This window comes from Vreelandella songnenensis (assembly GCF_003002925.1).
Lineage (GTDB): Bacteria > Pseudomonadota > Gammaproteobacteria > Pseudomonadales > Halomonadaceae > Vreelandella > Vreelandella songnenensis.
The window spans coordinates 15,306-30,431 of the sequence record NZ_PVTK01000011.1; the positions used below are offsets into that span (position 1 = coordinate 15,306).

The window sequence follows — 15,126 nt, forward strand, 5'->3', positions numbered from 1 at the left end:
CCTTCCTTTTGCGGCTTAACGCCGCCAACATGCGCAGTTTTGTAGTGAAGGCGAAGCCGGTAACGAAAAAACTGCCGCCGTGATTGGTCTTGTTAGGACTTCTTTCTATTTTGCCAGACAACTATTGAAATTAAAATCAAACTTAGTGTTCCCCAAGGGTATAAATAGTTGATTATCCAATTTTTTTCAAGCTCTGGAAGATTGTATCCGAGAACAATAAAAGGAGCTGCTATTACAGTTACTCCAGCAATAGCGGAGCCACGACCCCTTGATGTCGTAAAAAATATTAATATGAGAAGAAGCACCCAAGGAGCACTTTGATAAGATATTCGTTCGATTTTTTTCGATGGGAATCCAGGTTGAAAGCTGAAGTTGACCGAGGTGCTCTCTGCTTCAGCCATAAGGCGCGCAAAATACCTTTTGCTAGGAGAATCTTCCGGAAGGGATTCAACTTTTTTCTCTAGCTCAACGATAGATTCAATGATTTTCAGTTCGCTGCTAATGCGATTAAGTTTAAAGTGGTTTGTGTACACTTCATAGATAACAACACTCCCTGCGCTCATTATTAGAGCGAAAATAAGAAATGTGAAGCGCCCCCACGTGAAATTTTTAAATAAGCTTTCAAAGAATCTGAAGATACTTTCCATATGCAGAATAATCCTAACGCCCGCAGCATGCGCGGCTTTGAAATGGAGGAGAAGCCGCAATGGAAAAGCCGTCGCCGCGCCTGCGATTGTTAGCGGTAACAATAATGCACACCTCATTCCTCTAAAAGTTCAGGGTGGTCATTTAGATGTTCCCATGCCCATGGCTGGATTACAAAATCGAAGCCGTAATAAGTTCCGAGGTTGCTACCTCGAAATACTACCTTATCTCTTTGAAGAGCATTTACCGTTCCGCTCTTTATATCTAAGCTCTGACTCCTCGTCTGATTCTGGATATAGTAAGCAAGTATCTCTTTTTCTTCTGGCGTGAGAGCTCGAAGGCGTTTCTTTCCCTGCCAAATCAAATACGCTTGAACAACCCAAGGCTTAAGAAATTTCCACGTTGTAGCAGCTGCATTCATGACGACCAGAGCAAGAGTAACTAAAAACACCCCACCGACGTAGCCGCGGTATGTCTCTACTAAATCAGAGAGTCCGACAGTAGAAAGGAACTCGGCACTGGAGAAGAGAAGAATAGCCGCAACAAAACAAAGCGCAGCCAAGGTTTTCGTTGGAAGCTTCAACCAATCGGTAATTTTGCTGATATCCAATAGTTACCCCTTACCCTAAACCGCTAACGCTTGCAGCATGCGCGCCCACGCAATGGAGCCGAAGGTGCAATGTAGTGGGCGTCGCCGTGCCTGTATTGGTTATACATTGCTGCTGCACAAACTGAGATGTTCAGCAATATTTTTTGGAAACTCTGTTGCATGTAAATTATCGGAGAATACCCAAACGAAGTATTCATGCACAAGAAACAAGAAATCCGATGTAGAGTAATACGCAGATTTAGTTGAAATACCATGCTTGGGCCCAAAAAAATATGAATGCCAATCTCGGATTTCAGGGGCATGCACTTTCTCTACCACTTTCTTATCCATGTTTGGCTTATCCAACTTGAAGTGCTTACTGCCGTTGGTGATATCTCTAGCAATATTTACGACTTCTTTCATCTGTTCCGGGGCCTGATTAATTTTTCTCATCGCGTGGGCAGGCCTCCCTTCGCGATCATTTTTTAGCCAATCATTCTGCAAGTGCCAAGCAGTGACCGTGAAATTGAAAAAATCATAAGCATTCACTCTTTGTCGAGCTTCGATTTCTCATACTTCAATTTTTCGAATAAACCAGCGCAGCTTTCCAGACCTACCTTCATGACATCAAGCTCGGTTTATGTATAACAGTGGTTATGTAGCCGTCTAGATCGAATCTATCTTATTAATCCTATTGCTAGCAAAGCAAATTTTGGCTTTCTATCCAAATTCGCGTGCCTTCTCGCTTTGCCTGTAGCAAATGTGATTGGGGGCTGCGTTTCCATGTGTGTGCATTAGAACTAGAGCGCTATTTATTAGCTACGTGACCGGCTTAACAAATCGTTGAGATGCGCGCACACTTCTGGCCACTCTCCCCTGCGCAGGCTATACATCACCGTGTCACGAATGGTGCCATCGCGGCGTAGTTTGTGCCCACGTATGACACCATCCTTTTTCGCGCCCAAACGCTCAATGGCACGTTGGCTTGCGTAGTTGAAGTTGTCGGTGCGCCAGCCCACCACGTTACAACCCAACGTATCAAACGCATGTGTCAACAGCAGCAGCTTGCAGGTGGTATTGATATGGGTACGTTGCGCGCGTTTGGCATACCAGGTGTGGCCAATTTCCAACCGTTTTACCTCAGGCAAGATATCGTGATAGCTGGTCGTGCCCAGCACGGTATCGCTGGCTTCATCAATAACGGCAAACGCAAAACGGTGGCCTGCTTCACGGTCTTTCAAGGCGGTTTCAATAAAGGCGCTTGTTTCATCAGGTGAAGGCACCGGTGTGACGCGTAGATTCCACAACTCGCCATCGGCGGCCGCGGCGCGCAGGCCCGCTTCGTGATCGTGCGCTAGTGGTTCAAGTTTTACACTGTGCGCTTCAAGGATAACGGGGTTAACGTAAGTCATATCTTTCCAGCTCCCTGGCAGTGGGGAAAACGATTAGCCCTGATCTTACTAAAGTTATCATCGGAATAGTCGATAGGTTCTATTAATAAAAATGAGGGATCGGCCATGAAAATCGGATTTTCCAACCTGATGATGATCAATACTCGCCGCGAGCCTTCCTCTGGGCCGAGCGCGGCGCGGGTAACAGGCCACCCCTTGTCGGTTGCCGCCCCCAACACGGAGGACCCTCAGACTAAACGGCTCAAGAAACAGAAAGAAGCGTTTGAAGCGTTAGCATCGCTACCCAGCCCCAAGGAGTCTGCGATGCAGAACGCTGCGCAAAAAGTGGGGTTTTTAAAGCTGCGGTTAGAATCGCTTAAAGCCATGATGCGTTTTGCCTCACCCGAACAGCTTAAATCCATGGCCAGCGAGCTTAAAAGTATTGCGCGAGAGTTAGGCGTGGCGGCTCGGCAATTAAGTAATAGCGGCGGCGGCAATGCTGGCCCTTCTGTCACACCTACGGCGACGGGTACCCAGCCCCTAGGCAGTATTCCTTCGGCATCTTCTGCAGACAGTGCGGAAAACAATGGGGCAGAAGCAGATACCCAAGCCGCCAACGCGACGCTTGCTAGTGCTGAAGAGGCCGCGGCTACCCAAAAAAATGATGAACAGAAAGAGCAGGAAAAAGATACAACGTCTACCGCTGAGATTGCGCCGAACGAACCCACTGCGGCTCCCTCCTCATCGCCTCAGGATACCCGCCGCCCTCACGAGACTAGCGCCAGCGAACACGCCCTGCGCGGCATTCTGATTGATGCTAAAAAAGAACTGCAGGAAGCCATCAATGAACTGAAGATACGTCTGCGTGAAGAGGATAAAGAGGCGCGCCGCGAGCTCAAAAAGGCCGAGGAAGATATGGCCAAGCTTGACCGCTCGCTTGCCCAGTCAACGTCCAACGCGCTTTATTCTTCGCTGGGCCAGATGTTGCCAGTGGCTACCAGCGATCTCAGCTCAGCCACCGCCACTATCAATGTAGAAGCTTAGCGATCACCCTAGTTGAAAGACGCCCCGCCGGGAGCTATCCGGCGGGGCGTCTTCATTTCACACTCGCCCTACTGTGATCATTCGATGTGTCAGAAGCGCTTGCCCAGACTCAGAAACAGCGCGCTGCTGCGTGCGTCGTCGAGGTCAACATTCGCCCCAATTTGAGCATCAACGCCGCCTAGCGTGGTGCGTACACCGGCATCGAGTTCGACGTAGTCGCGATCAATATCGAGCCTAGGAACACGGTAGTCTCCCAACTGCGGCAGACTTTGCAGAGTGGCGCTGGCCTCCTCCTGCTTTTCGAACTCGCGGTGGTAGCTGAGCTGCAGGTAGGGGTTGAAGCCCGGCCCGTTGCGCCGGATTTGCCAGCCAAGACGGCCCACCAGTGAGTCGACGTCGCGATCGGGGTAGCCAAGCGCGGTCGAGGACGACGCCGCCTCATCAAAACCGTCAAGCTCTACGCGCTGCCAGGTCAGTCCCGCCACCGGGCCGGTGCGCACGTCGCCCTCGGCGGTCGAGAAAGTGCTGAACTCGAAGCCCGCGTTGAGCGCGCCGGTCAGGTTCTTGCCCTCTGTCGATCCTGTATGGCGGCGTGTCGCAGTGCCGAGCTGAACGTTGCGGTCAAGATCGACGTCGAGCCAGGTGTAGCTCAACTGGGCGTTGAGCCAAGCGTTCTCTGTATACCAGCCGGAGAAGAGTCCCAAGGTGGTATCCCGGCGCTGAAAATCGCCCCGGCCGCCGCCGAAATCGCCATCCTGATCGCCGTAGCCGACGAACCCACCCAGTACGCGTCCGTCCTGATACCAGTCAACGCCCAAGAGCCCCGCTGGCGTTTTGGCATCGACAATATCCCCTGAGCCGAGGTTTTGCCGCTCGGCGCGCAGGTCGCCCCACCAGCGCAGGCCGTTGTCCAGCGGTACTGCATTCAGATGTTCCGCGACTCGGTTAGCACGAGTCCGCCCGCTAAGCACTGCCGAGTGGGTTACCAGCTGCTGCAGCTGCGGCGCCTCTATCATCGATACCACGTACTCGGAGATGATGCGGTGGGTGGCGCTGGTGGGATGAACTTCGTCGGCGAACATGTAGCGCTGCCCGGCATCTGGGGCGACTAGCGTCGTCGGGTTGCAAAGCGGCAGTGGCTGTGTGCAGGCGGGGTCAGTCACGTTGGTGAACCCGTAGGCGCCGGGCACGGCGGCCACCTCCTGCAGCAGCGCGAAGGTATCGACCGGGATCACCTCGGCACCGCTTGCCGCCACGGCGGTATAGAGTGTTTCGTTGTACTGCCGGGCGAGCGCGGTGGCGCCAGCGCTAGTGGCGGGGTCGCCGTTGAAGCGTGGGGTCAACCCCAGGTCGGGTACGTTGAAAAGCAGCACATGACTGGCACCGGCCTTCTCGAGCGCTCCGATCACCGCGGCGGTCCCGGAGGCTGCACTGGTGATGACACTCGCGGCGTCAGCCCCTTCCCCCACCGTAAACAGGTCGTTGGCACCAGCCCAGACGGCGTAGAGCGTGTCGCCCTCGGCGACACCACCGGTCGTGGCAAGATAACTCTCCAGCTGGTCGCTTACCGATGGCGCCGCCCCGAACAGGCTGCCCGAGGGGGCGGATACCCGAGCGCCACCGACGGCGTAGTTGTTGCCGCCGGCATTGGCGGGCGCGGCATTGGAGCCATAGTAAGCGGCAACCTGCTCGGACCACACAGGCCCGGGGTTGTCGGTGAAACGACCCACGAAATCGAGCTGACCGGCCGGTACGGAAAGCAACTGCTCGATGGTGGCGCGGTAGTAACCGCTATCGGTCAGGCTGTCACCGAAGAAGACGGTATCGTCGAAGGTGTCATTGAAAGTAGTATCGGCAAGTGTGGGAAGCGGCAAAGCGCCGACTCCAACGAGGGCTCCCAGCGCCAGGCGCCGGTAACGTGACGTTAGCATGACATCGATCCCCTGGTGGCTATTGTTGTGTGTCGATGGGCGTTGCCCGGCCGAATGCCAGCACCGGTGAAGCCGAACGAGCCATGCGTTTATGACATAGCGGTGGGTTCACGACAAGAACAAGCACCGTAAACTGTTCGGGTACCTATCGACAGTCTCTTGCAGGCATTGTGCAACGGCTATTAACGCTAGCAAAAGATACCCCTGATCGGGTCGATAGATAATTCTGGTAGCAAACGGAGTAGGTCATGAAAGTTGCCAGTAGCTTCTATAAAGACAAACTCTATCACTTCAAGTATTAACGTCGCCGTTTAGTCACCAACTCTGAGCGTGGTAAAGAGCGACTAGAATTAATGCCTTAGCGTTACTTGTCATACGTAGCAAGCCAGCAACCCTTACTCTTTTATACTCGCCAATACCTCTTCGGTTATACAAATAGTGGCATACTCCCCTTTCAGATTCGCCAGCGACATGGCGTGTACTTCTTCTGCCGAGCGCTGTGTACCCGCGTAATCCTGCTTGGCAAAGGTAAAAGTGGCATCGGCAACGAGGTAGGTATCAAAGCCCAGATTACCGGCCGTACGGGCGGTGGCTTCCACAGAGTTACTGGTGCTGACGCCGGTAATAATCAGCCGCTTGATCTCGCGAGCGTGAAGCCAGCGCTCTAAACCTGAGTTGGTGAATGCGCAGGGTATGTTCTTTTCCACTACATGTTCTTTAGGTTGCGGGACTAGTGCGGGCTGGAACTCTGCGCCTGGTTGCCCTGGCCAAAATGGCGAGCTGGGCGTGCGTGAGATATGGCGTACATGCACTACGGGCCAGCCCGCTTTACGCCATTCAATGAGCAGGCTCTGAACATTATTTTCGGCATCCGGATTATTGCGCTCACCAATGGCGGGATCGCTCATTCCTCGCTGCATATCGATGACCATCAGGGCGGCAAGTTGATTACTCATTGTTAATTCAACGTCCTCTTTTGTGTGCTTCTTGGATCAGAAATACACTCAGGCACGAATAGGAAAACTAAGCGATACTGGCTAACCAATACGTTCAATTATTTAAAATACTTTAACCACCGGTACAGCTTGCCTAAAAAACGTGTGCCCAGCATTAATCCAATGCTTAATATAACCACTGCCAGCGAACCGTAAGCCACCATTCCGCCCCACGTCCATTGGCTAATCGCCGTGCCCAAGTGCTGAACGAAAAGATACACGCCGATTAAGAAGCTACCGGCCCGTACCAAGCCTGCCTCGCTGATGGATAAGGCTGAGTCAGCGCTATCATTTTCATGAATTTTATTGGCCAGAGTTACGGCAGAAAACCACAGTGCGATGCCTACGATGATAGGAATAACGATGGTAGCCACTAGTCCTGGCAGCCACTGGGTTAGCTCTGCCTCAAAGCTTGGGCTAAACAGCAACGGCGATGCGCTAAGTAAAGGATTGATAGCAAGGTAAACGGCGAGCAATCGAATCAGCAGAATGGAGAAGGGTTTCATTGATTTACCTCACACTTAAAACTTCAGCATAAGCCAAATTAGGTACCAAAGCCCGGGGCAGATACAATATTGCCCTGATAATTGCTTATCAGGGCAATGAGGAAGCATCGTTGTATCTAAGAATTACGGGACTGCTCAGGATCGACTGATTAGCGATCCCGAATGGCAATGGGGCCGATGGGCGCGACGTTAGGCATAAACAGCATCACCTCATTAACATCATGCATAGGGGCAACGAAATCGGCTTTCCAGGAACCGACGCGCGGGTTCTTGGAAGGATCGTAGTTAAAGCCTAGATGCAGGTTATCCGGTGCGACCACGCCACCATCTTCACGCAGCAGTGAGAACGACTGGTCACCGAACTCGGCGTAGATGAGCCCATCGATACGCTCTAGCGGAATGTCTTCGTAAATGAGCTCGCCGGAGTAGCCGGGGTAGTCAGTGACAAAGCGCACTTCAATATGCAAAACGCCATCCTTGCGCACGGCCTTGTACGGTTCGGCATAGGCGTGGCCGCTGGCAGTGGGCGCGCGTTCAGCGTTGAGTGCAAAGGCGGGTGTACTTACCGATATGGTTAACAGGAGAAAACAGAAAAAGGCGCGAAACGTCATGGCTGGCTCTTTGAGGGGGATAAGTGACGAATGGATCAGAGCCGCCCGAAGGCGGCTCTAATGTCGTGCAAATGCTAACGAATTTACTCTTCGTCGATACCGAAGGCGTTCATGCCCGCGCGGAATACGTCGGTATTATCGATCCAGTAATGGCTGTCTTCATCCACTTCGTAGCGAGAAAGCCCTTCTTCTTGCTGAGCGATATCGAAGAAGAACTCGGCGCCTGCACCGTGTGCATACAGCGGCACCAGCTCACGCGTGTGAGTATCGGAGTGCCAGCGAACCAGCGGTAGCGCGCCGGCGCCCTGATTGACGATTGGGCTGTAGGCATTGACGTCGGAATCAGGCCCTTGCAGCAGGCCGTTGCCGTGATCGGTGGTCACGATGATCAGCGTATCGTCCCAGGAGCTGTTGTTTTCTACCCACTCGACAGCGGCTTCGACCGCTTCGTTGAAGTCGATCTGCTCTTCGATGATACGCGGCAGGTTATTGGCGTGGGCGGCCCAATCAACGGCACCACCTTCCACCATCAGAAAGAAGCCGTTCTCGCTACCGTTTTCGCTGGCGTTGAGTACATTCAAGGCTGCGCCGGTCAGGGTGGCCAAGCTCGGTGAGGTATCCAGGAAGTTTCCTCCGGCCACGCCAGGGCGATTGTACTGCAGGGTCTGAATGTTCTGCACCAGACCCAGCATCTTGTCCTTGGGCAGGTCAAGCTCACCGGCGGCCAGGGCTTCAAAGTCTTCCTTGCTTTCGATAAAGGCGTAATCCGTTTCACCGTCCATCAGGCGCTGGTAGTACTCTTCACCACCGATAAACCGGAAATTGCTCTCGCCGGGGTTTTCGACACGCTCGCCTGCCGCATCGTAATAAGGGTGGCCGGTACCGATGGCTACCGTGGCAAGGCCGGAATCAACGATTTCGCGGCCAATCGCGCTATAGTCGTTGCGGCTTACGTTATGGGCCAGGAAACCGGCCGGGGTGGCGTGTGAAATCTGCACTGAAGAGACAACGCCCAATGCCCGGCCGCTCTCGACGGTGTACTCACCGATATGCTTGAGCGACTCATCGTCGTTGGACCAGTTGATGGCGTTGTTGAAGGTCTTCTGGCCAGAGGCCAGCGCGGTCGCCGCCGCGGCGCTGTCGGTGTAATCGGCGCGGGCGTAGTCGTAACCGGCAAAGTAGCCTTTGTAGTTACCCAGACTACCTTCATAAACCGTGTCTACCGCTTCGTCGTTCCAGAGCTCGGCGGGCTCGAACGTGACCGTTCCTTCATCGCTCTTGGTGGGCGTGTTGGAGGTATTCAGCGGGTGGGTGGCCATGAAGAGCTGTACGTCGAATTCATCATAGACTTCGTGGCCCAGTGCGCCATGCCGGAAGTAGCTTGCCGCGCGGAACGTCTCGATGCCCGTGCCGTCGGTGATCATCAGAATGACGTTCTTGGTCGCTTCGTCCTGCGCCAGTACCGGCGTCACCATGGCCGATGCCAGTGCCAATGTAAGTGCATGCCGCTTAAAGTTTTTCATTTTAATCCCTAGGCTAAATTTAACTAACTGACTATTCGAACAAGCCTAGCGTGGGAAAATGTCATTTTCGTGAAGGCTAATAAAGTAAATTAATTTAGCTACTCATCACCAAGCGTTTCAAGAAGCTGACCTAAATGCTTTCTTCAAGGAGTATTAACCAATGCTTGCACGCTTCGATACGCCATTTATACTGTATACATAAACATGATTTAAGTAGAGGCAGGCAAATGGCGTCTCCTGGCGAACCGCCCCAAGGTTCAAGCGTATATAAAGGCCGCGGGGCGACCTACGACCCGGCTAACCGCTTCGCGCCGACCCACAGCATTGCCGAAGACGACGGCTGGTGGCAGGAAGAAGCCTCCACCACGCTTGCCACTGAGGTACGCGAGGAAAACAGCAAAAGTGCGCTGTCCTGGAACACCTCCCCCGACCTTCCGTTTGATCGCTCATTAAACCCTTATCGCGGCTGCGAGCACGGCTGTGTCTACTGCTTTGCTCGCCCCTCTCACGCTTACTGGGATCTCTCACCGGGGCTTGATTTTGAAACCAGACTGATTGCCCGTAACGGGCTGGTCGAGCGCTTGAGTGAGGAGTTCTGCAAGCCGGGCTATGTCTGTCGGCCTATCAATCTTTCCGGCAATACCGACTGCTACCAACCTCTAGAGGCCAAGCGGCAGCTAACGCGCCGTCTGTTGGAGCTGTTGCTGGCCTGCCGCCATCCGGTCACTATCGTGACCAAAAGCACGCTGGTGCTGCGCGATTTGCCATTACTCGCGGAAATGGCCGAACACCGCCTGGTACGTGTGTTTGTGAGCCTTACCAGCCTGGATGCCGGCCTCAAGCGCACCCTGGAGCCAAGAGCGGCCTCCCCCCAGGCGCGCTTGAAGGTAATCAAGGAACTGAACACCGCCGGTATCCCGGTAGGCACGCTGATTTCGCCGGTCATTCCCGGCTTGACCGACCACGAGATTGAGCGGCTTCTGGAGGCCGCCAGCCGGGCCGGTGCGCGAACCGCCACCTGGATGCTGCTGCGCCTGCCCCATGAGGTAGCCCCCCTGTTTGAAGCGTGGCTTGAGACCCACTACCCCGAACGCGCAGCCAAGGTGATGAGCCTGATGCGCCAGTGCCGGGGTGGAAAAGCGTACGATGCCAAGTTCGGCACGCGCTTTCGTGGTGAGGGCGTATTTGCCGATCTGATTGCTCAACGCTTTGCTCGCGCCAGCCGCCAGTGGAATTTCCAGTCGCGCACCGAACAGGGGCTCAACATCCGTGATTTTCGTCCACCTCATGCCCAGGGCAACCTGTTCGATTGATCAGGCTTTCAGCGCCTAACCGCGGCGGGTTCGCAGCTCATCGAGCACTAGCGCGAAAAAACCGCGTATCTCCTGAAGCTTGGGACGCGCCTCGATGATCAGCGAGTCCATCTTCTCAAGCTCCTGAGCTTGAGCTTCCCGGGCATCGAGCTCGGCTCTGATCTCGTCGATGATCTCGACCGAATCGTTCAGCATGGCCTTCAGCTCGGCGGTCGACGTGGTGTGAATGCTCTGTTCAGTACTCATGGCGTTATCCTGCAATGACGGTCACGGCAATCAACGAAGCGGGTAGCGCGATAAACACGCCTAGCACCCATCCGGCGGCCAGCACCTTGCGCTCGGCACCTACCCTGCCCAACCACTGGGCACCTTTTACGGGCAACAGGCGTAAAAACGGCAGGCCGCCGATGATCACTACGGCGAAGAGATTGAACAGCAGATGCACCAGGGCGATTTCCAGCGCCAACAGCGCTGTCGGGCCGGAAACCGCCGTGGCCGCCAGCAGTGCGGTCATCGTGGTGCCCAGGTTGCTGCCGATCGTGAACGGATAGATCTGGCGCAGAGTGAACGCGCCGGAGCCAGCCATGGGCACCATCAGACTGGTGGTGGTCGAGGACGATTGCACCAGCATCGTCACCAGGGCACCGGACATGACGCCGGTGACCGGACCTCTGCCAATCGCGTTGAGCATGATCTGCCTGGCACGCCCGACCATCAGCGTTTTCAAGAGCTTGCCGATATAGCGAATGGCAAGAAAGATCAGCGCCACGCCAATGACGATCATCGCAATCCCGCTTGCCATCTCCGGCAGGCTGGAAAGCGCGCGCTCGATGGTCCCGGTGACCGGCTGGGTCGATTGTCCGATGATATTGACGTTATCCATGGAAAGGTCAGCATTGCCGTAAAAGACAACGGCGATACGCTCGGCCAGGCGCTCCAGCGGGCTGAACAGAATTTCCAATGGCAGCAGAATCACTACCGCCAGCAGGTTGAAGAAGTCGTGTACCGTGGCGGCGGCAAAGGCGCGGCGAAACTCGTCCTTGTTGTTGACGTGTCCAAGGCTTACCAGCGTGTTGGTCACCGTGGTGCCCACGTTCGCCCCCATGATCATGGGTACCGCCAGACCGACCGGCAGCCCGCCCGCCACCATGCCGACAATGACCGAGGTCACGGTGGATGAGGATTGGATCAAGGCGGTGGCGACGATGCCGATCATCAACCCCACGAACGGGTTGACGGCAAAGGCGAACAGCTGCTCGGCGTAATCGCCAGTGGCCAGCTTGAAGCCATCGCCCACGATGGACACCGCACAAATCAGGCAATACACCAGCAAGGCAAGCGTCAGCCAGTGCCTGAGCTTGCCTTTATGCGTCGTTTCGACGTCACGGCGGGAGAACGTATCCCGCACGGCGCTGTTGGTCGTGTCGGTCATTGGCCATACCCTCTTGGAAGCAGGAACTACCCACTTGCCAGCATGGCAACCCTAAGTGACATAACCGTGACCAGTGTGTGGAAAAGCAAGACTAACGTGGCGTCAATCAACTAAGGCATGGATATAACGAGGAAAATAGTTGAGCAATTGAGTAACGCTCAAGAGGATGGGTAGCAGCGGCCAATGGGGTTGAGTATGCTTTAGGCCGCGCCACAAAGATAACCGTACAAGAGGCTTTCATGACCGAACCCTTGAGCAAGACAAAATCCAGCTTCTACCGCCGCTTGTACGTTGCCTACCTGATCGATTCAGGGGTGGCCAGCGTGCCAGCGCTGGTGAGCACCTGCGGCATGCCACGGCGCACGGCGCAGGACACCATCGCGTCACTGGCCGAACTGGATATCGAATGCCGGTTTCAGCCTACCCAGGGCGAGCGACACAATAGCGGAGAGTATCGGATCATCAGCTGGGGGCCGATTGACCCGTCCTGGGTAAAGAAGCAGGCGGCAGCACTTGCCAAAGCGCTGGGGTACCCGCCGCTGACGTCACTTGGCAACTGAGCAGTATCGGCGTCATTCGCGCCAGGCAAGCCGGGCGGCGTTGAGCGTCACGCTGAGTGAGCTTGCCACCATGGCTAATACCGCTACCAGCGGCGGAATGGCCATGACGATGACCAGCCCCAGTGCCAGCGTGTTATATACTGCGGATAGCGTCAGGTTCTGAAGCATCACACGCCGGGTGACTCGCGCGGTCGCAAGCCCTTCCACCAGGCCTTCAAGGCCGGGCTTGAGCAGGTGCGCCGCCGCCCCTTCCCGCGCGGCGTCGCTGGCATTGAGGGGCGCAACCCCTACGTCCGCCGCCGCCAGACTCAGCGTGTCGTTCACACCATCCCCTACAAACAGGGTCGGCGCAGGCAGCCCTTGAAGCAGCCGCGCCTTGGCCTCTGGCGAGCGCTCGGCAAAACAGGCCTCACTCGCCATTCCCAGATGTTCTGCCATGGCATCTACTGCGCTAACGCGGTCGCCACTAAGCATGATCACCCAGTAGTTGGTTTGAAGCCGGGCAATACTCGAGGCGGCATCCGCGTACGGCGTATCTTCCAGATAGAAACTGCCCAGCCAGCCCTGGTCGTCGGCAAGCAGCACTTCAGATGCGCCCGGGTGGGCCATACCGGCATTCATCTCAGGAATCACCATTCCTTGGCTGGTCAAATAACGCCGGCTACCCAGCCAGAAGCTACCCTGTCCCGGCAGCTCGAGCTGTATGCCCTGCCCTGGCACTTCCTGTACTACCTGCGTGCTCGGCGTAGATGTGTCGCAAGCACCGGCCCAACGTTTGAGCGCCTGCGCCAAAGGGTGCTGGCTGCCGGTGGCGGTTTGATAAAGGCGGTTTTTTAGTGTCGATTCAGCCATGCCTTCGCGACACTCCCAGCTTACCAGAGAAGGCTCGCCACGGGTCAGCGTCCCGGTTTTGTCCAGGGCAATGGATGTTATCCTGGCCAATGTTTCAAGCGCGGCCGGGTCGCGCAGGGCAATACCCTGATTCAGCATCCGCCCACTGCCAGCAAGGCTTGCCAGCGGCACGGCAAGCCCTACTGCGCAGGGGCAGGCAACCACCAGTACCGAAAGCGCTCGAACCGCCGCCTCTTCCAAATCAAGACCGAGCAGTAGCCCTACCGGCAAGGCGGCCACGCCCAACAGCAGCGCCACCGGGCTCAGCCAGGCAGCAAAGCGGTCGGCCAGCTTTTGCAGCTCCCCCTTCTGGGCCTGATAGTGGCGCATCTGGTTACGCAGGCGGTCCAGGCGGCGCTGGCCCAGGGCGTGGGTAACGGTAATGGCAATGTCCTCACTACCCAAAAGCCGGCAACCGGCATACACCGGCTCGCCTCTCGGGAAATGACGCGGGACACTCTCCCCGGTCAGCGAGGCGGTATCCACCCAGGCCGCGCTCTCCAGAATACCGTCCAGCGCGATTAGCTCCCCTGGGGCCAGGGTTACTCGGGCGCCCGGCGCCACCTCAGCCAGCGGCGTGATCAGCCACTGCTTACTCTGCCAGGCCAGGATTTCATCTTTGGGCTGGGGCAGAACATCCAGCGCCTTCAGGCCCCGGTGGCGGCACAGCGTTTCCACCAGCCGCCCACCCAGCAGAAGCACGATGAGCATGACGGCGGTATCGAAATAGACCTGCGCCGAGCCGCGCCATAAAAGCCCTACGGATACCACGACCGCTGACCAGACACCCAGCGTCACCAGTACATCCATGCCAGGGCGCCGGGCGCGCAGTGTGCGAAGCCCTGCCCGATAGAACGGCCAGCCGGCAAAGGTGATCACCGGAATGGAGAACGCCCCGGAGACCCAGGCCACCACCCACTCTACTGTTGGGCTTGGCAGGGCGCCGGCGTAGATCAAGATGGAGGCGAGCATGGTCCACATGCCGAATACCGACCCGACCAGCAGGCGCAGGCTCAGGTAGCGGCTCTCCTGCTCCAGGCGCGCATGGGCATCACTATTGGGTTCAAGGGGGGTTAAGCGGTAGCCCAGGCGTTTGATCTTGGGGGCAAGAGTGTCAAGCGCAATAGCCTGCGCGCCCCCCTTGATCCAGAGCGTGGCGGTCGGGTAGTGAACGCTGATGCTCTCGACGCCCGGGCGGTGGGCAACGACGCCCTCCACAGCCAGCGCACAGCTGGTACACCACATGCCGTGAAGGGTATAGAGCGCCTCGTCGTTTTCGCCTGTTGGTGCGGTTTGATCTGTCATTCAAGCCACATGGGTTTAAAGCGCCTGGCGCTTAAAGACACGGCGGCAGGCCTACCATCGGCGCGGCAACAAAGACAACGGCCAGGGCCGAAAACAGATATAGCCAGGCCGACACCTTGGCATTGAAATGCCGCCGCGCCTGGTGCCGTTTGGCCTCTTTGAAGCACGCCCAGGCCAGTGCGGCAATCAGCACCACCGTGAACAGGCTCACCAGCAGCAGCGATGCATTGATAGGCGTAAAAGCCCCCTGACCGGCATCGGGCGTTGCGACGGCACAGGCAACCGAAAGCCCGCCGTAAACGGCCACGAACCAGATACTCCAGAGAGTGAGCCCGCCCACGAAGTGGCCGGGGTGGGTGAGATGCAGGCGTTGAGTCATAGCTTTCATGG

16 protein-coding genes are annotated in these 15,126 nt (G+C 56.2%); 3 read left to right on the forward strand and 13 right to left on the reverse strand.

All coding sequences use genetic code 11. The annotated features are described in order from the left end of the window. Positions 1-92: 92 nt before the first annotated feature. From B0H98_RS15165 to B0H98_RS15180, 4 genes are all read right to left on the reverse strand, one after another. Positions 93-647, reverse strand: coding sequence for a hypothetical protein (locus B0H98_RS15165; RefSeq protein WP_146130264.1), 555 nt, complete (start codon positions 645-647; stop codon positions 93-95). Between the two features lie 113 nt (positions 648-760). Further along, positions 761-1,255 carry a super-infection exclusion protein B gene (locus tag B0H98_RS15170; protein ID WP_106375910.1) on the reverse strand — a complete coding sequence of 165 codons (495 nt, stop codon included), beginning with the start codon at positions 1,253-1,255 and terminating at the stop codon, positions 761-763. Between the two features lie 99 nt (positions 1,256-1,354). Continuing rightward, entirely contained in the window at positions 1,355-1,783 is a 429-nt protein-coding gene (locus B0H98_RS15175) for a hypothetical protein (RefSeq protein ID WP_146130265.1), read from the reverse strand. 266 nt (positions 1,784-2,049) lie between these two features. Further along, the gene (locus tag B0H98_RS15180; RefSeq protein WP_106375912.1) at positions 2,050-2,646 is read right to left on the reverse strand and encodes a GNAT family N-acetyltransferase; all 597 of its coding nucleotides are present in this window, start codon (positions 2,644-2,646) and stop codon (positions 2,050-2,052) included. A gap of 105 nt (positions 2,647-2,751) precedes the next feature. On the opposite strand from B0H98_RS15180, the gene B0H98_RS15185 reads away from it, so the two are divergent. Continuing rightward, positions 2,752-3,669 (forward strand): RodZ family helix-turn-helix domain-containing protein, encoded by a 918-nt coding sequence (locus B0H98_RS15185; protein WP_106375913.1) that lies wholly within the window; start codon positions 2,752-2,754, stop codon positions 3,667-3,669. Positions 3,670-3,758: 89 nt separating this feature from the next. On the opposite strand, the gene B0H98_RS15190 is transcribed toward B0H98_RS15185, so the two are convergent. The 5 genes from B0H98_RS15190 to B0H98_RS15210 form a co-directional block, all read right to left on the reverse strand. Beyond that, on the reverse strand, positions 3,759-5,600 hold the full coding sequence (locus B0H98_RS15190) for an autotransporter domain-containing protein (protein WP_106375914.1): 1,842 nt from the start codon (positions 5,598-5,600) through the stop codon (positions 3,759-3,761). A gap of 395 nt (positions 5,601-5,995) precedes the next feature. Continuing rightward, positions 5,996-6,556, reverse strand: coding sequence for a cysteine hydrolase family protein (locus B0H98_RS15195; RefSeq protein ID WP_106375915.1), 561 nt, complete (start codon positions 6,554-6,556; stop codon positions 5,996-5,998). 98 nt (positions 6,557-6,654) lie between these two features. Beyond that, on the reverse strand, positions 6,655-7,101 hold the full coding sequence (locus B0H98_RS15200) for a hypothetical protein (RefSeq protein WP_106375916.1): 447 nt from the start codon (positions 7,099-7,101) through the stop codon (positions 6,655-6,657). 149 nt (positions 7,102-7,250) lie between these two features. Then, positions 7,251-7,712 carry a hypothetical protein gene (locus B0H98_RS15205; protein WP_106375917.1) on the reverse strand — a complete coding sequence of 154 codons (462 nt, stop codon included), beginning with the start codon at positions 7,710-7,712 and terminating at the stop codon, positions 7,251-7,253. An 83-nt stretch (positions 7,713-7,795) separates the two neighbouring features. Further along, positions 7,796-9,235 (reverse strand): alkaline phosphatase, encoded by a 1,440-nt coding sequence (locus B0H98_RS15210; RefSeq protein ID WP_106375918.1) that lies wholly within the window; start codon positions 9,233-9,235, stop codon positions 7,796-7,798. Between the two features lie 227 nt (positions 9,236-9,462). Here B0H98_RS15210 and B0H98_RS15215 point away from each other — a divergent pair, with 227 nt between their 5' ends. After that, complete coding sequence (locus B0H98_RS15215; RefSeq protein WP_106375919.1) at positions 9,463-10,548, forward strand: PA0069 family radical SAM protein; 1,086 nt, start codon at positions 9,463-9,465, stop codon at positions 10,546-10,548. A gap of 15 nt (positions 10,549-10,563) precedes the next feature. Here the strand turns inward: B0H98_RS15215 and B0H98_RS15220 are convergent, their stop codons facing one another. Together B0H98_RS15220 and B0H98_RS15225 are read right to left on the reverse strand one after the other, a co-directional pair. Further along, positions 10,564-10,794 carry a hypothetical protein gene (locus tag B0H98_RS15220; RefSeq protein ID WP_106375920.1) on the reverse strand — a complete coding sequence of 77 codons (231 nt, stop codon included), beginning with the start codon at positions 10,792-10,794 and terminating at the stop codon, positions 10,564-10,566. A 4-nt stretch (positions 10,795-10,798) separates the two neighbouring features. Beyond that, positions 10,799-11,980, reverse strand: coding sequence for a Na/Pi symporter (locus B0H98_RS15225; RefSeq protein WP_106375921.1), 1,182 nt, complete (start codon positions 11,978-11,980; stop codon positions 10,799-10,801). 239 nt (positions 11,981-12,219) lie between these two features. Between B0H98_RS15225 and B0H98_RS15230 the strand changes: the two genes are divergently transcribed. Further along, positions 12,220-12,540 carry a winged helix-turn-helix domain-containing protein gene (locus tag B0H98_RS15230; protein WP_106375922.1) on the forward strand — a complete coding sequence of 107 codons (321 nt, stop codon included), beginning with the start codon at positions 12,220-12,222 and terminating at the stop codon, positions 12,538-12,540. 12 nt (positions 12,541-12,552) lie between these two features. Here B0H98_RS15230 and B0H98_RS15235 read toward each other — a convergent pair whose 3' ends face one another. Together B0H98_RS15235 and B0H98_RS15240 are read right to left on the reverse strand one after the other, a co-directional pair. Next, entirely contained in the window at positions 12,553-14,736 is a 2,184-nt protein-coding gene (locus B0H98_RS15235; RefSeq protein ID WP_106375923.1) for a heavy metal translocating P-type ATPase, read from the reverse strand. Positions 14,737-14,767: 31 nt separating this feature from the next. Beyond that, the gene (locus B0H98_RS15240) at positions 14,768-15,124 is read right to left on the reverse strand and encodes a hypothetical protein (RefSeq protein WP_106375924.1); all 357 of its coding nucleotides are present in this window, start codon (positions 15,122-15,124) and stop codon (positions 14,768-14,770) included. Positions 15,125-15,126 lie beyond the last annotated feature (2 nt).